Source organism: Flavobacterium enshiense (genome assembly GCF_040750275.1).
Lineage (GTDB): Bacteria > Bacteroidota > Bacteroidia > Flavobacteriales > Flavobacteriaceae > Flavobacterium > Flavobacterium enshiense_B.
On record NZ_JBDOCV010000001.1, the window covers coordinates 474,697 to 498,651 of the forward strand.

Annotated in this window: 23 protein-coding genes and 1 other RNA gene; 12 read left to right on the plus strand and 12 right to left on the minus strand. The window is 38.1% G+C overall.

Translation table 11 applies throughout. The features are described 5' to 3' along the window. The first annotated feature begins 44 nt into the window (after positions 1-44). Positions 45-944 (plus strand): site-specific tyrosine recombinase XerD, encoded by a 900-nt coding sequence (gene xerD, locus ABGT15_RS02180; protein WP_367229767.1) that lies wholly within the window; start codon positions 45-47, stop codon positions 942-944. A 43-nt stretch (positions 945-987) separates the two neighbouring features. Here xerD and rny read toward each other — a convergent pair whose 3' ends face one another. The 4 genes from rny to ABGT15_RS02200 form a co-directional block, all read right to left on the minus strand. Beyond that, positions 988-2,550 carry a ribonuclease Y gene (gene rny / locus ABGT15_RS02185; protein ID WP_367229768.1) on the minus strand — a complete coding sequence of 521 codons (1,563 nt, stop codon included), beginning with the start codon at positions 2,548-2,550 and terminating at the stop codon, positions 988-990. A 50-nt stretch (positions 2,551-2,600) separates the two neighbouring features. Continuing rightward, positions 2,601-2,706: non-coding RNA, 6S RNA (gene ssrS, locus ABGT15_RS02190), on the minus strand. Between the two features lie 53 nt (positions 2,707-2,759). After that, positions 2,760-3,053 carry a cell division protein ZapA gene (locus ABGT15_RS02195; protein ID WP_367229769.1) on the minus strand — a complete coding sequence of 98 codons (294 nt, stop codon included), beginning with the start codon at positions 3,051-3,053 and terminating at the stop codon, positions 2,760-2,762. Positions 3,054-3,057: 4 nt separating this feature from the next. Then, positions 3,058-3,348: a hypothetical protein gene (locus tag ABGT15_RS02200; RefSeq protein WP_367229770.1), complete on the minus strand. Its 291-nt coding sequence runs from the start codon at positions 3,346-3,348 to the stop codon at positions 3,058-3,060. Positions 3,349-3,537: 189 nt separating this feature from the next. Between ABGT15_RS02200 and ABGT15_RS02205 the strand changes: the two genes are divergently transcribed. Genes ABGT15_RS02205 through ABGT15_RS02215 form a run of 3 tightly spaced genes read left to right on the plus strand, consistent with a single transcriptional unit; the run spans position 3,538 to position 8,475 of the window. Next, positions 3,538-5,259, plus strand: coding sequence for a M23 family metallopeptidase (locus ABGT15_RS02205; protein WP_367229771.1), 1,722 nt, complete (start codon positions 3,538-3,540; stop codon positions 5,257-5,259). After that, a complete protein-coding gene (locus ABGT15_RS02210) occupies positions 5,243-7,711 on the plus strand; it encodes a TonB-dependent receptor (RefSeq protein WP_367229772.1) in 2,469 nt (822 codons plus the stop codon). Before ABGT15_RS02205 ends, ABGT15_RS02210 begins: the two co-directional genes overlap by 17 nt. 44 nt (positions 7,712-7,755) lie before the next feature. Continuing rightward, on the plus strand, positions 7,756-8,475 hold the full coding sequence (locus tag ABGT15_RS02215; RefSeq protein WP_367229773.1) for a hypothetical protein: 720 nt from the start codon (positions 7,756-7,758) through the stop codon (positions 8,473-8,475). Positions 8,476-8,508: 33 nt separating this feature from the next. On the opposite strand, the gene ABGT15_RS02220 is transcribed toward ABGT15_RS02215, so the two are convergent. The 5 genes from ABGT15_RS02220 to ABGT15_RS02240 form a co-directional block, all read right to left on the minus strand. Then, the gene (locus ABGT15_RS02220) at positions 8,509-9,210 is read right to left on the minus strand and encodes a hypothetical protein (protein WP_367229774.1); all 702 of its coding nucleotides are present in this window, start codon (positions 9,208-9,210) and stop codon (positions 8,509-8,511) included. Between the two features lie 101 nt (positions 9,211-9,311). Next, positions 9,312-11,159 (minus strand): ABC transporter ATP-binding protein, encoded by a 1,848-nt coding sequence (locus tag ABGT15_RS02225; protein ID WP_367229775.1) that lies wholly within the window; start codon positions 11,157-11,159, stop codon positions 9,312-9,314. After that, the gene (locus ABGT15_RS02230; protein ID WP_367229776.1) at positions 11,159-12,886 is read right to left on the minus strand and encodes a phospho-sugar mutase; all 1,728 of its coding nucleotides are present in this window, start codon (positions 12,884-12,886) and stop codon (positions 11,159-11,161) included. Before ABGT15_RS02230 ends, ABGT15_RS02225 begins: the two co-directional genes overlap by 1 nt. A 30-nt stretch (positions 12,887-12,916) precedes the next feature. Continuing rightward, positions 12,917-13,873, minus strand: a complete 957-nt coding sequence (locus ABGT15_RS02235) for a glycosyltransferase family 2 protein (RefSeq protein WP_367229777.1) — start codon at positions 13,871-13,873, stop codon at positions 12,917-12,919. A 58-nt stretch (positions 13,874-13,931) separates the two neighbouring features. Further along, positions 13,932-14,474, minus strand: coding sequence for a DUF4199 domain-containing protein (locus ABGT15_RS02240; RefSeq protein ID WP_367229778.1), 543 nt, complete (start codon positions 14,472-14,474; stop codon positions 13,932-13,934). Between the two features lie 221 nt (positions 14,475-14,695). On the opposite strand from ABGT15_RS02240, the gene ABGT15_RS02245 reads away from it, so the two are divergent. The 4 genes from ABGT15_RS02245 (at position 14,696) to mtaB (ending at position 19,201) form a co-directional block, all read left to right on the plus strand. Beyond that, positions 14,696-14,947 (plus strand): type B 50S ribosomal protein L31, encoded by a 252-nt coding sequence (locus ABGT15_RS02245; protein ID WP_237789255.1) that lies wholly within the window; start codon positions 14,696-14,698, stop codon positions 14,945-14,947. Between the two features lie 108 nt (positions 14,948-15,055). Continuing rightward, positions 15,056-16,231, plus strand: a complete 1,176-nt coding sequence (locus tag ABGT15_RS02250) for a GlmU family protein (protein WP_367229779.1) — start codon at positions 15,056-15,058, stop codon at positions 16,229-16,231. Positions 16,232-16,315: 84 nt separating this feature from the next. Beyond that, positions 16,316-17,713: an aspartate ammonia-lyase gene (gene aspA, locus ABGT15_RS02255; RefSeq protein WP_367229780.1), complete on the plus strand. Its 1,398-nt coding sequence runs from the start codon at positions 16,316-16,318 to the stop codon at positions 17,711-17,713. A gap of 159 nt (positions 17,714-17,872) precedes the next feature. Further along, entirely contained in the window at positions 17,873-19,201 is a 1,329-nt protein-coding gene (gene mtaB / locus ABGT15_RS02260) for a tRNA (N(6)-L-threonylcarbamoyladenosine(37)-C(2))-methylthiotransferase MtaB (RefSeq protein ID WP_367229781.1), read from the plus strand. 58 nt (positions 19,202-19,259) lie between these two features. On the opposite strand, the gene ABGT15_RS02265 is transcribed toward mtaB, so the two are convergent. Next, positions 19,260-19,601: a hypothetical protein gene (locus ABGT15_RS02265; RefSeq protein WP_367229782.1), complete on the minus strand. Its 342-nt coding sequence runs from the start codon at positions 19,599-19,601 to the stop codon at positions 19,260-19,262. A gap of 334 nt (positions 19,602-19,935) precedes the next feature. On the opposite strand from ABGT15_RS02265, the gene ABGT15_RS02270 reads away from it, so the two are divergent. Next, entirely contained in the window at positions 19,936-20,388 is a 453-nt protein-coding gene (locus tag ABGT15_RS02270) for a hypothetical protein (RefSeq protein ID WP_367229783.1), read from the plus strand. A 434-nt stretch (positions 20,389-20,822) separates the two neighbouring features. Here ABGT15_RS02270 and ABGT15_RS02275 read toward each other — a convergent pair whose 3' ends face one another. Beyond that, positions 20,823-21,107 (minus strand): GNAT family N-acetyltransferase, encoded by a 285-nt coding sequence (locus tag ABGT15_RS02275; protein ID WP_367229784.1) that lies wholly within the window; start codon positions 21,105-21,107, stop codon positions 20,823-20,825. 200 nt (positions 21,108-21,307) lie between these two features. Between ABGT15_RS02275 and ABGT15_RS02280 the strand changes: the two genes are divergently transcribed. The 3 genes from ABGT15_RS02280 to ABGT15_RS02290 are packed head-to-tail and all read left to right on the plus strand — an operon-like array spanning position 21,308 to position 23,244. Further along, the gene (locus tag ABGT15_RS02280; RefSeq protein WP_367229785.1) at positions 21,308-21,964 is read left to right on the plus strand and encodes an alpha/beta hydrolase; all 657 of its coding nucleotides are present in this window, start codon (positions 21,308-21,310) and stop codon (positions 21,962-21,964) included. A gap of 13 nt (positions 21,965-21,977) precedes the next feature. Then, positions 21,978-22,868: a lytic transglycosylase domain-containing protein gene (locus ABGT15_RS02285; protein ID WP_367229786.1), complete on the plus strand. Its 891-nt coding sequence runs from the start codon at positions 21,978-21,980 to the stop codon at positions 22,866-22,868. A gap of 10 nt (positions 22,869-22,878) precedes the next feature. Then, positions 22,879-23,244, plus strand: coding sequence for a sulfite exporter TauE/SafE family protein (locus ABGT15_RS02290; protein WP_367229787.1), 366 nt, complete (start codon positions 22,879-22,881; stop codon positions 23,242-23,244). On the opposite strand, the gene ABGT15_RS02295 is transcribed toward ABGT15_RS02290, so the two are convergent. Beyond that, entirely contained in the window at positions 23,245-23,946 is a 702-nt protein-coding gene (locus tag ABGT15_RS02295) for a TlpA family protein disulfide reductase (protein ID WP_367229788.1), read from the minus strand. Positions 23,947-23,955: the final 9 nt, after the last annotated feature.

Genomic DNA, 23,955 nt, shown 5'->3' on the forward strand with positions numbered 1-23,955 from the left:
GAATAGTATTCGTGCCTATTAATTTTAGATTTTATTTAACGTAGATGCGCTCGTGGATTTCGTACATAAAAGAGTATAAGAATTATCTTCAATTGGAACGAGGACTTTCTCAAAACACCATAGATAGTTATATTTTTGATGTGGAGAAGTTAACGGGGTTTCTGTCTGAAAACCAGATTGAAGAAACGCCACTGACTATTTCTGAAGACACCGTACAGCAATTCATTTATGCTGTTTCCGGAAAAGTGAACACACGATCGCAGGCAAGAATAATTTCCGGTTTAAGAAGTTTTTTTAATTACCTGATTTTTGAAGATTACCGGAATACTACACCGCTCGAATTAATTGAAGTTCCTAAGACAGGCAGGAAATTGCCGGATACGTTATCGTTGGAAGAAATCGATCAACTGATTGCTGCTGTCGATCTGTCTAAAGAGGAAGGTGAACGGAACAGGGCCATGTTGGAAGCTTTATATAGTTGTGGACTTCGTGTATCGGAGTTGATTACTCTTAAGATTTCTGATTTGTTTTTTGATGAAGGTTTTGTGAAAATCACCGGGAAAGGGAATAAGCAGCGATTTGTGCCAATCAGTCCATCAACGCAGAAATATATCACATTGTATAGGGATCAGATCAGAAATCACCTTGTAATACAAAAAAGGTTTGAGGATACGCTTTTTCTTAATCGTAGAGGCAAGCAGTTAACCCGAGCCATGGTTTTTACCATTATTAAGAATTTGGCGATTAAAATCGGTTTAAATAAGACTATCAGCCCGCATACGTTCCGTCATTCTTTTGCCACGCATTTGTTGGAGAACGGAGCAGATCTGCGTTCCATCCAAATGATGCTGGGTCATGAATCAATCACCACAACGGAAGTATATATGCATTTGGATCGTAAGCATCTTTCGGAAATTTTAAATTCCTATCACCCAAGAAAATAAAAAAAGACCTCATTTAGAGGTCTTTTTGTTGTGAATCGATTTGTTATTTTGCAATATTTACTGCTCTTGTTTCACGGATAACGGTAATTTTTACCTGACCCGGATAGGTCATCTCGGTTTGGATTTTCTGTGAAATGTCAAACGATAGGCTTCCTGCCATTTCATCACTTACTTTTTCACTTTCCACGATTACGCGCAATTCACGACCTGCCTGAATAGCATAGGCATTTTTAACGCCGTTGAATCCGTATGCAATATCTTCAAGGTCTTTCAAACGCTGGATGTATGAATCCAATACCTGGCGACGCGCTCCCGGACGTGCTCCTGAAATAGCATCACAAACCTGAATAATCGGAGAAATCAGGGATTTCATTTCGATTTCGTCGTGGTGGGCTCCAATCGCGTTGCATACTTCTTCTTTTTCACCGTATTTTTCAGCCCACTGCATACCTAAGATAGCATGTGGTAATTCACTTTCGGTTTCCGGTACTTTACCGATATCGTGTAATAATCCGGCTCTTTTTGCTAATTTTACGTTTAAGCCTAATTCAGCAGCCATGATACCGCAAAGTTTGGCTACTTCGCGAGAGTGTTGTAATAAGTTTTGACCGTAAGAAGAACGGTATTTCATTCGTCCGACAGTTTTAATTAACTCTGGATGTAAACCGTGAATTCCTAAGTCGATAACCGTACGTTTACCTACTTCGATGATTTCTTCCTCAATTTGTTTTTGGGTTTTTCCTACCACTTCCTCAATACGGGCAGGGTGGATACGGCCATCAGTTACCAATTTGTGTAAAGCCAAACGAGCTACTTCACGACGAACAGGGTCGAAACAGGAAAGGATGATAGCTTCCGGAGTGTCATCTACAATGATTTCTACTCCTGTTGCTGCTTCCAAAGCACGGATGTTACGACCTTCACGGCCAATAATTCTACCTTTTACATCATCCGATTCGATATTGAAAACGGAAACACAGTTTTCCACCGCTTCTTCCGTTCCAACACGTTGAATGGTATTGATGATTACTTTTTTAGCTTCCTGTTGAGCGGTTAATTTAGCTTCTTCAAGGGTTTCCTGAATGTAAGCCATTGCGTTGGTTTTGGCCTCAGCTTTTAAGCTTTCCACCAATTGGTTTTTAGCATCTTCTGCAGACAAGCCGGAAATGGTTTCCAATTGTTCTACTTGACTTTTGTGAAGACGCTCAACTTCCTGCTGTTTTTTTTCTACGTGCTCGACACGATTGGTGTAATCGGTAATTTTGTGTTCGATTTCATCGTTTAGCTTTTTCGATTTTGCTAATTCGTTAGATACCTGAGATTCTTTGTCTCTTGTGCGTTTTTCAGCTTCAGCAATTTTCTTGTCTTTGGCTAAAATCTCTTTTTCATGCTCAGATTTTAGTTCCAGGAACTTTTCTTTTGCCTGAAGTAATTTATCCTTTTTAATGGATTCTGCCTCGACTTTCGCGTCTTTCAAAATCGAAGCTGCCTCTTTTTTGGCATTTTTAATAAGATTGGAAACGTTTGCCTTTTCCAGGTATTTTGCGATTCCGAATCCTACTCCGATTCCGGCCAGACAGCCAATAATTATAATAAGTGTGTTCATAAGTTGTTTGAAAATTATATATAAAAAAGCCTACATTAGGGGTATTGCATAAACTCGTATGGACAAGTTTTGAGTTAACTCGCTGTTCAAGGACCTGCTCAGGGCAGTTTGCTTTAGAAACGATGATTCACTCATTTGAATTTGTTAGTGTTGAGTTTATCAAATAGGTACTAATGTAGGCAGTATCTTAATCTATGTAAAGAACGTATTTATCTGGAGAGTATTGCACTCAAGGTTTCATCCATTTTTTGTAAACGTTCTAAAGCACTTTGGTAATCGGCTGATTTGTCAAGTTGCTTTTGCTCCAATTGCGATGCAAACTGCAGGGCAGACATGGCCAGAACATCCTGTTTGTCGCGAACAGCATAGCTTTCTTCGAATTGCTTAATCATGGCATCAATTTTTTTAGAAGCACTTCTAAGCCCTTCTTCCTGTGAGTAATCCACGGTTAACGGATAAACACGGTCAGCAATTGATATTTTGATTTTCAGCTTTTCACTCATTTTCTTAATCAGAAAGTTGGGCTATACAATAATCGATTTCGCGTATTAATGAATTTATTTTGAGTTTTGTTTCTCGTTTATTTTCGTCACTGCCTAGTAAAGAATTGGTCATTTTCAGTGTTTCATACTGTTTTTTCAGCATCTGAATTTCTTCCGACTGACTGGAAATTGTATCAGAGGATTTTGATAATTCATTGCGTAGCTCCCGATTCTGCTGCTCTAAACCTTCCATTCTTTGGACAAGTTTGGCTATTTTAACTTCAAGAGAATCAACGATTTCAGATAATCCACCCATTGCAGACCTTTTTCATTACATGATTTACAAAGTTAATATTCCATTTGAAATATAACAATACTTTTGCTTAATTTTTCGAAAATCTTATAAACCAAATCTTAATATTTTGGGAGGTAGGGAGTTATAAAAATTGGTGAAGCCCTTTATTTTATAGGTATTTTTTTATACATTAGCCTAAATGTTCGATTTATGAAATTGTTTAAGATTATTATTTTTTTATCCGCCGTATGTTTTGGTCAAAGCCAGCCTTATCCAAAAGATTATTTTCGTTCCCCTTTAGACATTCCGCTTTTTGCTTCCGGTTCCTTCGGAGAGTTGCGCGGGAATCACTTCCATTCAGGTCTCGATTTTAAAACCCAACAAAGAGAAGGACTAAACGTATTTGCAGCCGCCGACGGTTTTGTTTCCAGAATTAAAATATCAGAAGGAGGTTACGGGAAAGCTATTTATATAACGCATCCCAACGGCTATACAACTGTTTACGGTCATTTGAAAAAGTTTAACGGCGCCATAGCCGATTTTATCCGAAAAAGGCAGTATGCTCAAAAATCGTATGAAATCGAAATTTTCCCAATGGCCAACGAACTTGTTGTGAATAAAGGTGAAATTATAGCCTTTTCCGGAAATTCTGGTAGTTCTGGTGGCCCGCATCTTCATTTTGAGATCCGAGATACTAAAACGGAACAGATTATCAATCCGCTTTATTTTGGTTTTGATATCCTGATGCCTGACAGGCAAAAACCTGTTGTTAATGATTTGGTAGTGTATGCAATTGGAGACAGTTCGGTAGTGAATGGTTCACAGCGTCCTTTGCCGGTTCAATTGTCCTTGCAGCCCGATGGAAATTTTCTGGCGAATAAAGTGCTGGCAAAGGGAAATATCGGTTTTGCCGTAAATACCTACGATCAGGCCGATAACAATTACAATTGGAATGGAATATATAAAGCCGAAACTTTTCTGAACGGAAGCAGTTTTTTTACTTATAATTTCGAAAAATTCGCTTTCGATGAGACCCGTTATGTTAATAATTTCATCGATTATTACCGTTATAAGACGTTGAAGCAATCCGTTCAGAAATTGTTTTACAAAAAGAAATATCCCTTTTCTTTAGTAAGCGGGAACCAGAAAAACGGTCAGATTGCAGTCCTGCCAAATTCGATATTTAATTACAGAATCGAAATTTCCGATTTTCACGGGAACAAGCGCATTATAAATATTCCGATTCAATATTCGGAGGCTTCATCCACTATAAAAAAAGAAGAAAAAATAACGCCATACTTCGTGAAATCTAAAAACGACAACAGTTATACCAAAGATAACGTGTCGGTTTTTATACCCGAAAATGCTTTTTACGATGATTTTTATCTGAATTTTGATGTGAAAGACAATGTGCTTTATCTTCATGACGAAACGGTGCCAGTACATCACAACATTACGGTTACTTTTGACGTTTCCAGTGTTCCGGATATTATAAAAGCGAAAACTTTTATTTCCAGAATGGATGGTAATAAAAAAGAATATTTTACGACCTACAAAAAAGGAAATCTGTTTTCCGCTCGCACTAAAGATTTGGGGAAATTCTTTTTGGCAACGGATACGATTGCACCAAGAATTTACAAGCCAAATTTTAAAGAAGGAGCTAGCTTGGATAAGTCAGACACACTAAGTGTTCGCATCGATGATGATTTGTCCGGTATTAAGGAATACAATGCTTATCTGAACGGAAAATGGATTTTGATGGAGTACGATTACAAAACAAATTTGTTGGTACATCATTTCAGTGATGTGCTTTATGAGGAAGGTAAAAACGAATTAAAAGTAGTGGTTTCGGATAAAATGGGAAATTCCATTACCTTTGAATCACATTTTTTTAAAACTAAAAATTTAGACCCTGTTGAAAAAGACAATTAAATTTCTAAATATCTGTATTTTACTGATAGGATTTTCGGCTTTTGCACAAACCGCAAGAATAAAAGGAATCCTTCTTGATGAAAATAATAAGCCTATAGCAAAAGCTACTATCAAAGCTGATGGTAAGACCACCGATTCCAACGAAAACGGTTTTTATCTGTTAGCGGTGCCGTCCGGTGTGAAGATAACGGTCGAGATTACACATATTTCGTTTAAGAAATCCACTTTTACTATCGAATTAAAACCAAATGAAGATTACGAGCTGAACGTGGTTTTAAATCAGAAAGCAGAACAATTAGGAGAGGTTATTGTAGCGGCTGGCGGAAGAAAAAGAATTGAAGGACTTACAGTTATTGAGCCTAAAGTGATTCGAATGATTCCCGGTGCCAATGCAGGGGTGGAGAATATTTTAAAAACGCTTCCGGGTGTTTATTCCAACAACGAATTGAGTACACAATATGCGGTACGAGGTGGGAACTATGATGAGAATCTGGTTTATGTTAATGAAATTGAAGTGTACCGTCCGTTTTTAATCCGTTCGGGACAGCAGGAAGGATTAAGCTTTACCAATACAGAAATGGTTTCCAATGTGGATTTCTCGGCAGGTGGATTTCAGGCAAAATATGGCGATAAATTATCATCGGTTTTGGATATTACGTACCGAAGACCAACCAAATTTCAAGCGGCTTTGGATGCCAGTTTGCTGGGCGGAAGTGCCACGGTGGATGTGGTTTCCAAAAATCAGAAATGGAGTAATATGACCGGAATTCGGTATCGCAACAACAGTTTGCTGGTGAATAGCCAAGAAACAGAATCGAATTTCAAACCGTCTTTTGCCGACATTCAAACCCAGATTAATTTTGACGCTTCCACTAAATGGCAATGGAGTTTTTTAGGAAATGTGTCGCAGAATAAATACCATTATGAGCCGTTAAGCCGTCAGACAAATTTCGGAACCATAGACGACCCGATAGCGCTTTTAGTGCTTTATGAAGGTCAGGAAAAAGACGAATATCTTACTTATTTTGGTGCAATTAAATCAGTTTATGCGCCTAATGAGAATTTCAAATTAAAATTTATCGGATCGGCATATCATACACAGGAGCAGGAATATTTCGATATTTTGGCACAGTACCGTTTGGGGGAAGTTGATACCAATATCGGTTCGGATACTTTCGGAGATGTAGTGTATTCTCGCGGTGTAGGTTCTCAGTTAACGCATGCTCGAAATAATTTAGATGCTTTGATTTTTAATGCCGAAGTAAAAGGTTTTCATGAAATCAAGAAGAAAAGCAGTCAGGTAGAGTGGGGCTTCAAATATACAAGAGAAGATATTCGCGATCGATTGGTAGAATGGGAAGTGGTGGATTCAGCCGGTTTTTCGTTGCCTAATCCGAATATTGACATTCCGAATGATCAGCCTTATAATCCGTATTACGGACCATTATCACCATATAAGAATGTGAGAGCTACTAATTTTGTGCAAATCAATCGTTTTTCAGGGTATGCTCAATGGAATTACAGAGGCACTTTGGGTTCCAATCAGATTTGGATCAATGGAGGTGTAAGAGCACACCAGTGGCAGGTAAGCGGCGATAATATTAATGGAAACAGCCAGTTGGTTTTCAGTCCGAGAGCTCAATTTGCGATAAAACCACAATGGGAAAAAGATATGGTTTTCCGTCTTTCAGGAGGTTTGTACCATCAGCCACCATTTTACAGAGAATTACGGGATTATGATGGTGTAGTACAGCCTGATGTAAAAGCTCAGCAATCGTTTCATGTGGTCTTGAGTAATGACTACAGTTTTAAAATGTGGGATCGTCCTTTTAAAATGGTTTCGGAGGCGTATTATAAAAGTTTGTCCGATGTGAATACGTATACGATTGATAATGTCCGTATCCGTTATCGTGCTAACAATGATGCTACTGCGTATGTGTACGGTGTTGATTTTAGGTTGAACGGTGAGTTTGTGCCGGGAACGGAATCTTGGTTCAGTTTTGGGTATCTGAAAACGGAAGAGAATCAAAATGGAAAAGGAAATATTGCCCGTCCGACAGATCAACGTTTAAAATTCGGATTGTTGTTTCAGGATTATATGCCAACGATTCCAAACGTGAAAATGTATTTGAATCTGGTTTACAATACAGGACTTCCGGGAGGCTCTCCTTCATATGCCGATCCTTACCAGTACCAACTTCGTTTAAACGATTACCGTCGTGCAGATGCCGGATTTTCGTATGTGTTTAAAGATGCGAGTATCCAATCCAACCGCAACTGGTTAAAACCCTTTAAAGAACTTTCCGTTGGATTGGAAATTTTTAACCTGTTTAACAATCAGAACGCCATTACGAATACTTGGGTGCGTGATGTGTATACCAAAAGCCAGTATGGGATTCCAAACTACATGACAACTCGAACTTTCAATGTGAAGTTAAATGTTCGATTGTAGTTACGAATGAAATGTTTTATATTTGATAGACCAATCCGTTAACTATGAAAAATTTTTCAAAATATATTTTAATCGGTGCTTTGGGGCTTTTAGCAAGTTGTAAACAAGAAGCTGAAAAACCAAAAGTAATTTATGAAGATCAGAAAGCCGATAAAGTCAATGCGGTGAAAAGGGATTCTTCTCAGATTAAAATTGCCGATCTGCCAGTACATATGGAAGGAACAAAATACCTGATTCATGCTATTGGTGACGTAAGGGTTTCAGCAGAAAGAGGAAGTTACGGGTCGAGTAAAACGAATTCGGTAAGTTATGCTATTTCAAATTACAACCGCTTTGAATTAACCGGTTATTTTGAGAATTTAAAATTCCAGCATGTTGATTCGGCCGCCATTCGTCCGTTAACGGATAAAGTGATACAGATTCAAACCGCAACGTATCTGAATACCATTGCTGAAAGAACCAAAAAACAGATTTTAGTGTATTCCTTAGTGGATTCAGACACCAACAGAGATAATAAGATTGATTCTAACGACATCAAATCGCTTTATATTAGCAATTTTAACGGGACGCATTTTGTAAAGTTATCGGCTGAATTACAGGAATTGATTGACTGGAACATTGTAGAGGTTCAGAATCGTTTGTACTTCAGAACTATAGAAGATAATAATAAAAACGGAGCTTTCGATAAAAGTGACAATGTACACTATTTCTTTGTAAACTTATTGGATAAAGACTGGAAAGCGGAAGAATATAAACCGATTTAGAAGTCAGAATTTAGAATTTGTGATTTTTGAAATTTATATCAGAATATCACTTTCCAGATCCGACTTTTCAATTGTAAAATCAAATCCCAATTTGGAAACCACTTCAATGACAAGCTTCTTATACCAGTTTTCGCTTTTGGGATGAATATAAATGGTTTCAATCAATTTGTTGATGTCCACACTAATTTTTAATCCGTCGTTGATGGTTAAGTTTTGTGCAGTTACATCGGAAATCACCCGAACTTCATTTTCGTATTGAAAGCTTTTTCGCTTGAAAAGGAAAGGGAAGAAAACATCATCAAAAGGAATGAGTTCTTTTTTATAGTCGATGTAATTTACCTCGCCTATGTATTGTTCAAAATTACGCTCTAATGCCAGAGCTTCTTTCAAACGCCCAACGGTAGATTGAATTGCTAAACCTTCATTGTTCTTGGTGAATACCTGCCACATGGCAAAACTTTCGTATTCGTTAGTATGCCAACTGCTAATCACCACATTTTCCCGATGCGATTTGTAATAATCCAGAAACTTTGGGTTGTTTTCGGAAATTTTCTTAATCTCCTCAAACGTGGGTTCGCTGAAAGTCCCTTCGTATTGGTCTTCAAATTTATCCGAACGCGACATGAACATTTTTCCGGAAATCAGAATATCCAGGAATTTAGACAAATCCATGTATTTCCAAATAACAGTATCCGGATTTTCAGGGAGTTTGATATTTGGATTACTGGCGTACATGTTTGATTGAAAAATTAAAGGATTGAATAATTTAAAGATTTGCTAGCATTTACCATCTTACTCAAGAATGTTTAATATTTCAATATTTTGAAATTCAATGGTTATTCAAACGATTGCATCATCACTAATTTGGAGTAAGCTCCGTTAAGTGCTAACAATTCGTCGTGTGTGCCTTCTTCTACAATTTTACCTTTTTTCATGACCACAATTTTATCCGCTTTTTGAATAGTAGACAAACGGTGTGCAATCACTACCGAAGTACGGTTTTGCATCATGTTTTCTAAGGCTTGTTGCACCAGTCTTTCGCTTTCCGTGTCTAAGGCAGATGTGGCCTCGTCCAAGATCATAATAGGCGGGTTTTTCAATACCGCACGGGCAATGGAAAGACGTTGTTTCTGTCCGCCAGATAATTTATTTCCGGCATCACCGATGTTGGTTTCGATGCCGTTCGGTAAATCTTTTACGAATTCGTAGGCATTAGCGATTTTAAGGGCGTCGATGATTTGTTCATCCGTTGCTTCTTCGTTACCGATAAGCAGGTTGTTTTTGATTGTATCGTTAAAAAGAATACTGTCCTGAGTAACCAAACCAATCAGCTTGCGCAGCGAAAACATATTCATATCCTTGATATCGACATCATCTACCTTAATACTTCCTTCCTGAACGTCATAAAATCGGGTAAGCAGGTTGGCAATGGTGCTTTTTCCGCTTCCGGATTGTCCTACCAAAGCGACAGTTTTTCCTTTTGGTACTTCCAATGAAAAATTCTTCAACACATTTTCCTCTTCGTAACGGAAATTGATGTTTTCAAGCGTAATACGGTCTTCAAAAGAATTTTTTTCAACCGCATCAGGTTTGTTCACGATTTCATTGTCTACTTCCAAAACTTCGAAAACACGCTCGGCCGCGGCTAATCCCTGTTTTACGGCATAAGATGCTTTTGAAATAGCTTTGGCTGGGGTTAAGATGTTATAGGCTAATCCCATATATGCTAAGAAAGCAGCGCCATCTAATAGCGGTTTTCCGTTAGCTGCTTTTTCCACTAAAACCATGTTACCGCCATACCATAATAAAATGGCAATAACGATGATTCCCATGAATTCACTTAACGGCGAAGCCAAGTTGTTCTTATTTCCGATACTGTTGCTAAGACGTTGAAGGGTGTTGATAGAAGTGTCAAATCGGTTGTTAAACAGTTTTTCGGCTGTATAACTTTTGATGATTTTTAAACCGGATAAACTCTCTTCTACAATGGATATGTAACGCCCGTTTTCCTGTTGTGCTTTTTCGGATTTCGATTTTAAATTCTTTCCGATTTTGGAAATGATTAAACCGGATATCGGAATGAAAATGAATACGAATAATGTCAGCTGTGGGCTGATTTTGAACATGGCAATAATCGTAAATAGAATGGTCAACGGTTCTTTTACAATTAATTCAAGAATGGTGAAAAAAGTGTTTTGAAAATCTCCGACGTCTCCTAAAATACGTGTGATGATATCACCTTTTCTTTTCTCGGAATAATACGAAACCGGTAAGTCAATGATTTTAACATACATGGCTTTTCGCATGTCTTTCAGAACGCCCGTTCTCAAGTGTAAAATGTGATAGGAAGCCAGGTAATTGAATAGATTCTTAAATAAAAAAGTACTTATTACCAAACATATTACCAGAACCAATGCATATTGAGGACCTTCTTCTTTGGTTAGCATGGTAATGTAGTAATAAAGCATGTCATTTCCGTAATCCGCAATGTATTCTATGCCTTTGTATACGGGTTTGGTTTCGATCTTTTTCGCATTGTCAAAAAGCACCTGCATCATCGGGATTAACGTGATGAAGGAAAGGGTGCTAAACAAAGCATACAGTACATTGTAGATAATATTCCAAGTAATATGGGATTTATACTTGGCTACAAAAGGGAGTATTTTTTTATAAGTCAGATCCATTAATTCAGCTGCATTCCTGCAATAATGTTTTTAATTTTAGTGTCCAGAAAAGCCTCAGCCTCCGGGATATCATTCGTGTTTTCAACAGCGCAGTTAACGCTGAAATAAAATTTGATTTTCGGTTCGGTTCCGCTTGGGCGGGCGCAAATTTTACTGCCGTCTTCCAAATAGTAAATCAATACATTTGATTTTGGGATGGAAATAGCAAACTCTTCATTGTTCATGAAATCCCTTCCTTTGGAAGTCTGGTAATCTTCAATGCAAACCACGCGTTCTCCGTTAATTTCCTTCAAAGGGTTTTCACGTAAATCCACCATCATCTGTTTGATTTCGTTGGCGCCTTCGATTCCTTTTTTGGTGATGGAAATCAGGTGTTCTTTGTAAAATCCAAAATCTACGTACAATTCCAGCAATTCTTGATATAGAGAACTCCCTTTTTCTTTGGCTTGTGCTGCAATCTCACAGACCAAAAGGGTAGAGGCGATTGCATCTTTATCGCGTACCGCATCTCCTACCATGAAACCGAAACTTTCTTCACCTCCTCCGATAAACTGCTGATTCGGGAAATCCTTAATCATTTTGGCAATCCATTTAAAACCGGTCAAACCTACTTTGCATTCCACATCAAATCCGGAAGCCAGTTCCAACATCATTGGTGTGGATACAATAGTCGATCCAACAAATTCTGTTCCAGTCAGTTTGTGGTTCTTTTTCCATTGCTGAAGCAGAAAATGTGTCATGACAACCATCGTTTGGTTTCCGTTTAGCAAAATCATTTTTCCTTCGGTATCGCGAACAGCAACTCCTAAGCGGTCAGAATCAGGATCGGTACCAATTACGATATCGGCATTTACTTTATCTGCCAGTTCCATAGCCATGGCCAGCGCTTCCGGTTCTTCCGGGTTGGGCGATTTTACGGTTGGGAAATTACCATCCGGTTCAGCCTGTTCTTTTACAATTTCCACATTCGAATACCCTGCTTTTGCCAAAACATCAGGAACCAATTTGATGGAAGTTCCGTGTAGGGAAGTGAAAACGATTTTTAAATTTTCCTTAGCCGAAGCTGATGTATTGAATGTGGCATTTTCAATAGCAGAATCGATAAAAGCCTCATCAATTTTGGTGTCAATGTATTCAATCAAAGTCGGGTTGGATTCGAATTTGATTTCGCTGTAATCCAAAGCTTCAATGACCTGAATGATTTCGTTATCCTGAGGTGGTACCAATTGTCCTCCGTCCTGCCAATATACTTTGTAACCGTTGTATTCCGGTGGATTGTGAGAAGCGGTCAGTACAATTCCCGCATGACATTCTAAGTGTTTTACAGCGAATGACAATTCCGGTGTCGGACGCATTTCCGAGAAAAGAAACACTTTAATTCCGTTGGCCGAAAAAACATCCGCAACCACTTTTGCCAGAGTATCACTGTTGTGACGGCAATCGTAAGCAATGGCCACTTTTAAATTTTCCCCGGGAAATGATTTTTTTAAATAGTCGGAAAGCCCCTGGGTGTTTCGTCCTAAAGTATATTTATTGATTCGGTTAGTGCCCACTCCCATAACGCCGCGCATACCGCCCGTGCCAAATTCCAAATTTTTGTAGAAACAGTCTTCCAGTTCTTTTGGGGCAGAAGTCATTATTTCGCGAATCGCTTCCTGAGTTTCGTTATCAAAAGTCGGGGTTAACCAAATATTTACCTTGTCTAAAATTGCTTTTTCAATGTGCATTTTCTTCAATAATTAAATTTACGTAGGTTTTTACAAGTTGATTTCTTTAGCAATCTTGTAACGTTCTTCATTGTTTTTTGTTCGTAAAATAATCTCACCCAGAAAACCGGCAAGAAAAAGTTGTGTTCCGATAATCATTGTAGTTAACGCAATATAAAACCAAGGATTGTTGGTTACTAAAATAGCCGTTTCGTGGCTGTAAATTTTGTACAATTTCATGATGCCGATGTATCCGGCCGATAAAAAACCAATCAGGAACATCACCACGCCTAATGCTCCAAACAAGTGCATCGGTCGTTTTCCGAATTTTGATAAAAACCAGATGGTGATCAAATCCAGAAAACCGTTGATAAAACGACTCATCCCGAATTTGGAAGAACCGTATTTTCTTGCCTGATGGATTACGACTTTTTCGCCAATATTCCCAAAGCCGGCATTTTTTGCCAAAACCGGAATGTAGCGATGCATTTCTCCGGAGACTTCCACGTTTTTTACCACGATGTTTTTGTAGGCTTTCAGCCCACAGTTGAAATCGTTTAACTGAACGCCGGATGTTTTTCGGGCCGCCCAGTTGAATAATTTTGAAGGAAGGTTTTTGGCCACCACTGAATCGTAGCGTTTCTTTTTCCATCCGGATACCAAATCGTAATTGTCTTTGGTGATCATGTTGTAAAGCCCCGGAATTTCATCAGGACTGTCTTGTAAATCAGCATCCATAGTGATGATGACATCGCCCAAAGCTTTGGCAAATCCAGCATGAAGGGCCTGCGATTTTCCGTAATTTCTTAAAAAACGAATTCCTTTAACGTTAGGATCCTGAACGGAAAGCTGTTCGACGGTTTTCCAGGAATCATCGGTACTGCCGTCATCAATGAATATAACTTCGTACGAGAAATTGTTTTCGCGCATGATCCGGGCAATCCAAGAATGCAGTTCGGGTAACGACTCCTGTTCGTTGAGTAAAGGAATTATGATGGATAAATTCATCCTTAAGGTTTAAAATTTGTGTTTTATTTGCAGAGAAATTAATCGATGCAATTTGCAATTATTCAAAAATAGGTTTGTCTTTTTTAAGAATCACGCCTACAATTAGCGAATGGATAAGTCCTATTACAGCATACATAACAACGGTGAATGGTGCTGCGATGTATGGGTTCATGAATATTTTTACGAATTTCATCGACATTTTCAATTGTTCCGCCGTCATGGCAGGATTTTGTTTTATAGTGACTTGTTGAATTTTTTCAAACAATTCTTCTTTGAATTCCGGGAAGATGAAATCAAAAAGGATATAGAAAACACCATAAATCAAGGCAGCTAAAACGGTTATGGAAACTCCTGCTTTTAGAGTTTCTGAAATGGATAAGAAGCCATCGTTAATTTCTTTTTTGAATTTATTGGCGGCAATATAAGTAAGTGCAAAAGGCAGAACCAAATAATTAAGAAGGTTCATAACAACTCCTGCCCAGGCGTTTTCACTGGGATCAATGTTTAAAACATACATTAATACGAATTCCAAAACCAAAATGATTCCAAAAGTTACGCCATAGGATAAAGCGTGTTTGGCAGGGGTAATGTTCTTTTCCATAGTTTTAATTAAATTAATTTACAAATATAACAATTCTCAAGTATCACAAGTTAGTTGTTGCAGTATAAAAAAAAGTTACATGGCTATTTGAAATTAAAAATATAGTTGTAAATTTGCAGCCTGAAATAAAAAGTTTATAAACAAAAAGTTACAGTTCGTTTATACCTTTTAGAGAATAAAAGCATCAGAACGGCTGTGGCCATTAATAAAAAGATTTTACCATGAAAAAAGGAATTCACCCGGAAAATTACAGATTAGTAGCTTTTAAAGATATGTCAAACGAAGACGTATTCATTACTAAATCTACAGTAGAAACTAAAGAAACCATCACTGTTGACGGTGTAGAGTATCCAGTATACAAAATGGAGATTTCAAGAACATCTCACCCTTTCTATACAGGTAAATCTAAACTTATCGATACTGCAGGACGTATTGATAAATTCAAAAACAAATACGCGAAATTCAGCAAATAATTGTTGTTTTTACACGATACAGAAGCCTTCCAAACTTGGGAGGCTTTTTTATTTTATCTGAGAGAAAACTTTGTAACTTAGCAACTCACAAACTCAGAAACTAAAAAAATGAACTACATACTTTTTGACGGAACCGTTCGCAATGCTTTGCTTCCGTTCACCTTTACACGACCCGTGGCCGACATTCGCGTTGGAATTTTAACCATCCGTGAGAAATGGGAAAAATATTTAGGTTATACTACTACTACACTAACCGAAGAATACCTGATGGAAAAGTTTCCAATGGTGGAAATGGAAGAAAACGTAATGATTAATGCGTCTTTTTTGCCTAATGAAATTCTAGCTGAAATGGTAACTTCTCTTGAAGCCAATCAGGCCATTTTTTGTAATGACGAAGTAGTGGCGTTTTACAGTAAAGAGAATCAGGAAGAAGTAGATTTTGATGAATACGAAATCATTGAATATGCTCAGGATTGTATTCAAATCCAGCACACGTGGGATATTTTTTCGAAAAACGATGCGGCTTTACGCGAAGATTTTGAGCTAATCACAGAAGGCCGTTTTTCACAACCAATTCCTAAAAGTGTGAATGTAATCGCACCGGAAAATATCTTTATCGAAGAAGGGGCAAAATTGGAATTTGTAACTCTAAATGCTTCCACAGGACCGATTTATATTGGTAAAAATTCCGAGATTATGGAAGGTTCCGTAATCCGTGGGCCGTTTGCTTTGTGTGAAGAAGCGCAGGTGAAATTAGCGACAAAAGTTTACGGAGCGACTACCGTGGGGCCACATTCCAGAATTGGTGGGGAAGTGAACAATTCCGTTTTGTTTGGGTATTCCAATAAAGGGCATGACGGGTTTTTAGGGAATTCGGTTTTGGGAGAATGGTGTAACATCGGGGCAGACAGTAACAATTCGAACCTGAAAAACAACTACGAAGAAGTGAAATTGTGGAGCTATGAAACCGAAGGCTTTGCCAGAACCGGGTTGCAGTTTTGCGGTTTGATGATGGGCGACCATAGCAAATGCGGTATTAACACGATGTTTAATACGGGAACCGTGGTTGGAGTTTCAGCTAATATTTTCGGAAGTGGTTTTCCACGTAATTTTGTACCGAGTTTTTCCTGGGGAGGAGCTTCCGGCTTTACGACCTATATGGCTAGTAAAGCTTTTCAAACTGCTAAGATTGTAATGTCCAGACGTCATGTGGAATTCACGGATCAGGACGCCGCTATTTTAGAGTACGTTTTTGAAGAAACCAAAAAGTACCGAAAAGAATAGTTCCGGTTTAAAACAAATTATAATGCCACGATTGCTGAAAGTAGTCGTGGTTTTTTGTAAATTTATTCTTCAAACTTTGCCATTATGTACAGAACAGAAAACGATTTACTGGGCGACATGCAGGTTCCTGCCCATGCCTATTATGGAATACAAACCCAAAGAGCTATTGATAATTTCAAAATTTCAGGAGTAAAACTCCATCAGTTTCCCGAATTTATAAAAGGATTAGCTTATGTGAAATGGGCCGCTGCCGAAACAAACTTTCAATTAGGACTGTTGGATGAAAAATTGCGAAACGCCATAGTTGAAGCCGCCAAAGAAGTGCTTTCCGGAAAGTTCGATGCGGAATTCCCCGTAGACATGATTCAAGGAGGAGCCGGAACATCAACCAACATGAATATCAATGAAGTATTGGCGAATCGTGCTTTGGAAATCATGGGCTATCAGAAAGGGGAATACCAGTATTGTTCGCCCAACGATCATGTGAATTTATCGCAATCCACCAACGACGCCTATCCTACCGCCATTCGTATTGCAGCAGTTAATTCCAATATCAAACTGATAGAGCATCTGAAAGACCTGATCGTTTCTTTTCGTAAAAAAGGGGAAGCGTTCAAGCATGTTTTAAAAATGGGAAGAACCCAATTACAGGATGCGGTTCCGATGACTTTAGGAATGGAGTTTGAAGCCTTTGCCGTCACTTTGGAAGAAGAGGTAGACCGTCTGACGCAGAACAGCAACCTGATGCTGGAAACCAATATGGGCGCAACAGCTATAGGAACCGGAATCAATGCTGCGCCTGGATATGCTAAGTTGTGTGCCGAAAACCTGGCGACTGTAACAGGTCTGGCAATAGTTTCGGCTCCTAATCTTATTGAGGCAACTCCCGATACAGGTGCGTATGTGATTTATTCTTCCGCTCTAAAGCGAATGGCAATTAAAATTTCTAAAATTTGTAACGATTTACGCTTGTTGTCTTCCGGACCGCGTTGTGGTCTGAATGAAATCAATTTACCACCGATGCAACCGGGCTCTTCCATCATGCCTGGAAAGGTAAATCCGGTAATTCCTGAAGTGATGAACCAGGTGTGTTTTCGTGTCATTGGAAACGATTTGACGGTAACCATGGCAGCAGAAGCCGGTCAGTTGCAGCTTAATGTGATGGAACCTGTTTTGACTTATGCGATTATGGAATCGATGCAATTGTTGTCCAACGCTATGGATACGTTACGTGAAAAATGTATCGATGGCATCACGGCCAACGAAGCACATTGTAGGGAAATGGTGCTGCACAGCATCGGAATTGTGACGGCTTTGAATCCGCATATCGGGTATAAAAACAGTACCAAAATTGCGAAAGAAGCCTTGGAGACAGGGAAAAGTGTTTACAACCTGGTGTTGGAACACAATATTCTTTCCAAAGAACAATTGGATGATATTCTGAACCCGGAAAACATGCTTGCTCCAAAAATGAATAAATAATTAAAGAAATACTTATTTTTTTTAAAGATTAGTAGCAATGTCTTGATATTCTTTGTTTTGCGTGTTTTGAAAAGACAGGGAAGATTTTATTAAATAAAATATTGTACTTACATTTGCAGCCTCAATTTTTGACAACGATTTCATTAATTGAACTACAGTATGGAAAACAAGAAAAAAGTAGCCTTTTATACTTTAGGCTGTAAGCTGAACTTCTCAGAAACATCAACCATTGCCCGAAACTTTCAGGACGAAGGGTTTGATCGTGTCGATTTTGAAGAAGTTGCCGATATTTATGTAATCAACACCTGTTCGGTAACGGAAAACGCCGATAAACAATTCAAGCAAATCGTAAAAAAAGCCATGAAGCTCAACGACAAAGCATTCGTTGCGGCAGTGGGTTGTTATGCACAGTTAAAGCCGGAAGAACTGGCGGATGTGGAAGGTGTGGATTTGGTTTTAGGGGCCACTGAAAAATTCAAAATCACGGATTACATCAACGATTTGTCTAAAAATGATATGGGGGAAGTGCATTCCTGTGAAATCGAAGAAGCCGATTTTTACGTGGGAAGTTATTCCATCGGTGACCGAACCCGTGCGTTTTTAAAAGTACAGGATGGTTGTGATTATAAATGTACCTATTGTACGATTCCGCTAGCGCGTGGAATTTCCCGTAGCGACACGATGGAAAACGTCATGAAAAATGCCAAAGAAATTTCACAACAAGGCATCAAGGAAATCGTATTAACGGGTGTGAATATCGGCGATTACGGAAAAGGCGAATTTGGTAACAAAAAACACGAGCATACGTTTTACGAATTGGTTCAGGCTTTGGACAAGGTGGAGGGGATTGAGCGTTTGCGAATTTCGTCTATTGAGCCGAATCTGTTGAAAAACGAAACGATTGAATTTGTATCGCAAAGCCGAACGTTTGTGCCGCATTTTCACATTCCGCTGCAATCCGGAAGTAACGATATTCTGAAGATGATGAAGCGTCGTTATTTAAGAGAATTGTATGCTGAAAGAGTTGCGAAAATCCGTGAAGTGATGCCACATGCCTGTATCGGAGTCGATGTGATTGTCGGCTTTCCGGGTGAAACCGATGAGCACTTTTTAGAAACGTATCATTTTTTAAACGATTTGGATATTTCGTACCTGCACGTGTTCACTTATTCCGAAAGAGACAATACCGAAGCTGCTGAAATGGAAGGCGTCGTGCCCGGAAATGTCCGTGCAAAGCGAAGCAAAATGTTACGCGGTTTGTCGGTAAAAAAACGTCGTGCGTTCTATGAAAGTCAAATCGGAACCAACAGAACGGTGCTTTTTGAAGGGGAAAACAAAGAAGGTTATATTCACGGTTTTACGGAAAATTACGTGAAAGTAAAAACGCCTTGGAATCCGGAATTAGTGAACACTTTGCACGAAATCAACCTTACACGAATTGACGAGGACGGTAGTGTTCGAATGGAGTTTGTGAATGTCGAGGTATAGGTTTTTAGAATATAAAATATAAAGAAGAGGATAGTTTAGACGCTAATCCTCTTTTTTTTTAATACTTATAATGAAAACGCAATTTGGTAATCCGGTACACATTATCTCCTAAGCGTTCCACGAACTCGAATTTGTGACGTCCGGGTTGGGTAAAAGAAACGATGGATTGGGCAGAAATTTCATAATACATGCCTTTACCTTCCAGCATGAAACGGTCTCCGGTATTGCGATACGCCGATCGGATCAGGTCAAACTCAAAAAGATTCCAGGTCGTGTAATCCGCTGAAAAATCACCGGAAGAAGTGCAAATACCTTCAGTGATATCGGTTTGGCTGCCGTAATATTTATCGATGTCTTCAAAAAAGTGAATGATATCAGTGTAGAATTCTTCTGGATCCATGCCATAAATGTACACTTTTTTAATAATTAAAGATTCGGTAAAAAATGATTGTCTTTAAAATGTAAGTATTTTTTTAACATAATTAATTTGATTTGTTTTGAATTTGTAGGAATTTTTTTTTTTTTTTTTTTGAAACCATTCCTATAAGTTTGTGAAAACTTTAAAAAAATATTTTATGAAAAAACTTTTATTTGCTACAGCAGGATTATTATTTGCATTTGTTGCGTGTCAGGTTCAAGATGAACAGATTGTTGACAATAAGAAAGAAACATTACAACGTGTTGGAACGTAGGAACTCTCAGATGCTATTTTAGTTAAGAAAACAACTGATAGTTTGACTGAAGGGATTATTAATATGGGGGTTGAAAAGATTTTAGTTGTTGAAAGTCTAACTGATATTAGGTATGAAGTGTCAACTTTGAAGCATTTTAATCTAAATTCATTTGATATTGATTATGCTAATTATAAATTTACATTTGATGGAGATAAGTTAACAATTGATGGATTAAGTAATTATTCGGTAAGTATTGTTAATGGAGGATTTTATCTTGACTCTCCTCAATATAGTGGTGAAATGATTAAAATATCTAGTACGGTTTCGTTGGATAATAATGCAATTATTTTATTACACTTTGCGGAAGAGATTACGACATCTTCAGCTTCAAAAAAACTTTTTTCAACAACAACAAGTGGTGGTGGGGCTCCATGTAGTTTTTGGGATACTTATTACTATTATGTACAGGGGCTAGTTCAAGTGTGGCGCAAAATAATTTACAGACAGTATTGAATACTTATGGTACAGCCGGTTGTACAGCAATAGGTGGTGTTGATGCATCATGTCTTGGAACTGCACACTTTTGTATTTCAACTAAGGCTTATTGTTGTCCATAAATTACTTAATTTATTTTATATATTTACATAAATAATTAATTCATTATCATATGTTTGGAATAGTGTCACCTATTGGAGTAATTATAGTATTATTGGTTTATTTGTCAATAACGATTTTCTCTTTGGTTAAGATGTTTGGTAAAGAGAAGAAATTTATGCTTTTAGCATGGCTTTTTATTATCGTTACACTTCCTTTTGCGGGTTCGTTAATTTATTTATTATACTATTACATAAATAGATTTAAGCCTGTTGTTAATTAATGTTTTGACAAATGCTTACTATGATTTAGAAAGGTCGATTCTGATAGAACTCGACCTTTTTTTATTTTTTTTAGATTTTTATACCCGGAGGGAGTAATTCTTTATAGGTAGGATTTTTTTTGAAGAACGCGGCCACTTTCGGATGAATTGGTACCACTCTCCATTTCTTTTCTTCGGCAATTTCCAGAATCTGTTTTAAAAAATCAGACAGGGTTTCTGAACCGTCCAATTGCTCGGGAATATTCACTTTAGTCAGGAAAATTTTTTTCTCCTGAAAGGAATATTCAACCGAAAGCAACTGACCATCTACTGTCGCTTCAAATTGTCTTGAAAATTCATTGTTTTTAATTGTCATTGCAGTGTGTTTAGTTGTGCGGAAAATATTCTGCAAAGTTACTCATTTGACAATCAATATCAAAGCGTCGTTTTTCTAATTGGCAGAATCAGTAATTTTAATATTTAAAAAAAAATTAAGAGGTAAGAGTGTGTCGGAAACCGCTAAAAATGCTATTTTTATGAAAATTTCATTTATAATCCGAGCCGATTTTTTGCACTATGAACAAGATTCCCGTTTATTTTATGCCGGGTCTGGCAGCGAGTTCCAAAATTTTTGAAAAAATCCATTTGCCTGAAGAGCAGTTTGAAACACATCTGTTGGAATGGTTTTTGCCTGAAAAGATGGAGACGCTGGAACATTATGCTCAGCGAATGGCAGCGGAGATTAAACATGAAGACGCAGTTTTGGTTGGTGTTTCTTTCGGAGGAATATTGGTGCAGGAGATGGCTAAAATTATCCCGGTTCGGAAAACGATTATTATTTCCAGTGTAAAATCTAAATCGGAATTTCCTATTCGGATGAAATTGGCTAAAAACACAAAAGCCTATAAACTGATTCCTACCAGTATGTTTTCCAATGTGGAATTTTTACTGAAATATGGGATGGGTGAAAAAGTGAAGGAAAGGCTTGAATTGTATAAAATATATTTGTCTGTAAATGATAAAAAATATCTCGATTGGGCGATAGAAAACGTTTTGATCTGGAACCGAAAAGAGGTCGATGAAAAAGTAATCCATATTCATGGGGACAACGACGATGTTTTTCCGATCAAAAACATTAAAAACTGTATTGTGGTAAAAGGCGGAACTCATGCGATGATATTGTTTAAATACCGATGGATGAACGAAAATCTGCCCAAAATAATAGCGGAATAAAATAAAAGTGAAAATGAAAGTGATAAAAAGAACCCTTGTGATTGCCTCAGTCGTTGTAATCAGCGGATTGTTTATTTACGGAACTTCCAGTTTGCGTACCGTGCATCCTTATGTGCACACCACACTGCCTGCGGAAATGAATTTCTGTGGTGAAAATGTTCCTTTACAACTTGCTGATGTGAGTGAACGTTTGGATCGTGAGTTAACGGTAAATACGAATCTTCACGCTACCACAGAATTAGTGATTAAAAGGGCGAATCGTGCTTTTCCTGTCATTGAGCCTATCCTCAAAAAATACGGAGTGCCGGATGATTTTAAATATCTAGCCGTAATTGAAAGCGGTTTGATTAATGCAACGTCACCTTCGGGAGCTAAAGGCGTATGGCAATTTATGCCAGCCACAGCTAAAGAGTTGGGGTTGGAGGTTAATGATATTGTGGACGAACGTTACGATTTGGAAAAATCTACCGAATTCGCCTGTAAATACCTTTTAAAAGCCAAAGAAAAATCGGGAACCTGGACTTTGGCAGCGGCTTCCTATAACGGAGGTTTAAACGGAATCATGCGTATGATGGAGGAGCAGAAAGTAAGTGATTATTACGATATGTTGCTTACCGATGAAACGTATCGTTATGTTTTCCGGATTTTAGCGTTGAAAGAAATCATGCAGAATCAGGAAAAATATGGGTATGTGATGCCGAAAAGTGTCCTGTATCCTGTAATTCCAACTAAAAAAGTGGAAGTGACGGCCAATATTGATAACCTGGCGCAGTTTGCCATCGATCAGGGAATTAACTATAAAGTGCTGAAAATCCACAACCCTTGGTTACGCGATAAAAAACTGGAAGTACAACCGAATAAAGTATACAGCATCCAAATTCCATTGGAAGGGTATGCTCGATAAAATGAGGCCTATGACATTGTCAACCGTATTAATGTTGGTGCTTATCGGGCTCTTGGCTGGAATGTTGAGTGGTTTGGTAGGCGTAGGCGGAGGAATTGTTATGGTTCCGCTCTTGTTGCTGTTGGGTTTTTCACAACATCAGGCACAAGGGACGAGCTTGGCGGTTTTAGTGGTGCCGGTTACTGCGGTGGCGGTTTATAACTACTACAAAGAAGGGTATATTGATTGGCGGTTTGCAGCTGTAATTGCGGTGTTCTTTGTTGTTGGGGGGTATTTTGGAAGTAAATTAGCGATAAGCATTGACCAAAAAATGCTGAAGAAAATTTTCGGGGTCATTTTGTTACTGATTGCCGGAAAAATGATTTTAGGAAAATAGTCAGTGCGTAACCAATTGATTTCGATTTGATTTTTCATTGAAAAGCAGATAGCCTAATCCTTTTTCAAACCAATCATAATTCAGTTTAAAAGAATTTGCGTAACTTGTTTTCGGACCGGGGTTGATGCCGCCTCTTCGGATGTCAATCAGGTACATTTGTTCATCAATGGAAAACGTGGTGGGGATTCCTAAAGTGTGTTTTAAAGTGGAAACCATATAGCAATCTTTGTTGTAGGTTTCATGGGCATAACATACCTCGATGCGCCAACTGAATTTCTGGGCTATTTTTTTCATGTCGTGTCTTCGGTCCCAAAAAACCACTACAATCTGAACGTCTTTTTCGTATTTTTTAGCCAATTTGTTTAAAGCCGGAATTTCTCCTTTGGAGGGAACGCACCAAGATGAATAGGTAAGCAGGTATATCGGTTTTTGTATGGTGTTGAGATGCAATCGTTTTTGATGCACGCGTTTGAAACTGAAATTGTCAAATTTTGTCCCAATCAGATGATTCTTAACTAATGAATCGAGAAGGTTTTTTCCTAAAATAGTATTCCCTTTTTCAAAGGCGGCATTGGATTTTTTGATATAAGGTTTGATGTTTTTATGAAGGTTGTAAGAGAACAATTCATGAGCGCTATCTTGTGCGTAAACCGTAGAAGATAGAAGAAAAAACAGCGAAAACAAGGCGTAAAATTGTTTCATTTTCTTCGC

Excerpts from the sequence above, each read along its gene's own strand:
- xerD (WP_367229767.1), top strand. The coding sequence starts at position 45 with ATGCGCTCGTGGATTTCGTACATAAAAGAGTATAAGAATTATCTTCAA.
- rny (WP_367229768.1), bottom strand. The coding sequence starts at position 2,550 with ATGAACACACTTATTATAATTATTGGCTGTCTGGCCGGAATCGGAGTA.
- ABGT15_RS02195 (WP_367229769.1), bottom strand. The coding sequence starts at position 3,053 with ATGAGTGAAAAGCTGAAAATCAAAATATCAATTGCTGACCGTGTTTAT.
- ABGT15_RS02200 (WP_367229770.1), bottom strand. The coding sequence starts at position 3,348 with ATGGGTGGATTATCTGAAATCGTTGATTCTCTTGAAGTTAAAATAGCC.
- ABGT15_RS02205 (WP_367229771.1), top strand. The coding sequence starts at position 3,538 with ATGAAATTGTTTAAGATTATTATTTTTTTATCCGCCGTATGTTTTGGT.
- ABGT15_RS02215 (WP_367229773.1), top strand. The coding sequence starts at position 7,756 with ATGAAAAATTTTTCAAAATATATTTTAATCGGTGCTTTGGGGCTTTTA.
- ABGT15_RS02220 (WP_367229774.1), bottom strand. The coding sequence starts at position 9,210 with ATGTACGCCAGTAATCCAAATATCAAACTCCCTGAAAATCCGGATACT.
- ABGT15_RS02225 (WP_367229775.1), bottom strand. The coding sequence starts at position 11,159 with ATGGATCTGACTTATAAAAAAATACTCCCTTTTGTAGCCAAGTATAAA.
- ABGT15_RS02230 (WP_367229776.1), bottom strand. The coding sequence starts at position 12,886 with ATGCACATTGAAAAAGCAATTTTAGACAAGGTAAATATTTGGTTAACC.
- ABGT15_RS02235 (WP_367229777.1), bottom strand. The coding sequence starts at position 13,873 with ATGAATTTATCCATCATAATTCCTTTACTCAACGAACAGGAGTCGTTA.
- ABGT15_RS02240 (WP_367229778.1), bottom strand. The coding sequence starts at position 14,474 with ATGGAAAAGAACATTACCCCTGCCAAACACGCTTTATCCTATGGCGTA.
- ABGT15_RS02245 (WP_237789255.1), top strand. The coding sequence starts at position 14,696 with ATGAAAAAAGGAATTCACCCGGAAAATTACAGATTAGTAGCTTTTAAA.
- ABGT15_RS02250 (WP_367229779.1), top strand. The coding sequence starts at position 15,056 with ATGAACTACATACTTTTTGACGGAACCGTTCGCAATGCTTTGCTTCCG.
- aspA (WP_367229780.1), top strand. The coding sequence starts at position 16,316 with ATGTACAGAACAGAAAACGATTTACTGGGCGACATGCAGGTTCCTGCC.
- mtaB (WP_367229781.1), top strand. The coding sequence starts at position 17,873 with ATGGAAAACAAGAAAAAAGTAGCCTTTTATACTTTAGGCTGTAAGCTG.
- ABGT15_RS02265 (WP_367229782.1), bottom strand. The coding sequence starts at position 19,601 with ATGGATCCAGAAGAATTCTACACTGATATCATTCACTTTTTTGAAGAC.
- ABGT15_RS02275 (WP_367229784.1), bottom strand. The coding sequence starts at position 21,107 with ATGACAATTAAAAACAATGAATTTTCAAGACAATTTGAAGCGACAGTA.
- ABGT15_RS02280 (WP_367229785.1), top strand. The coding sequence starts at position 21,308 with ATGAACAAGATTCCCGTTTATTTTATGCCGGGTCTGGCAGCGAGTTCC.
- ABGT15_RS02285 (WP_367229786.1), top strand. The coding sequence starts at position 21,978 with ATGAAAGTGATAAAAAGAACCCTTGTGATTGCCTCAGTCGTTGTAATC.
- ABGT15_RS02290 (WP_367229787.1), top strand. The coding sequence starts at position 22,879 with ATGACATTGTCAACCGTATTAATGTTGGTGCTTATCGGGCTCTTGGCT.
- ABGT15_RS02295 (WP_367229788.1), bottom strand. The coding sequence starts at position 23,946 with ATGAAACAATTTTACGCCTTGTTTTCGCTGTTTTTTCTTCTATCTTCT.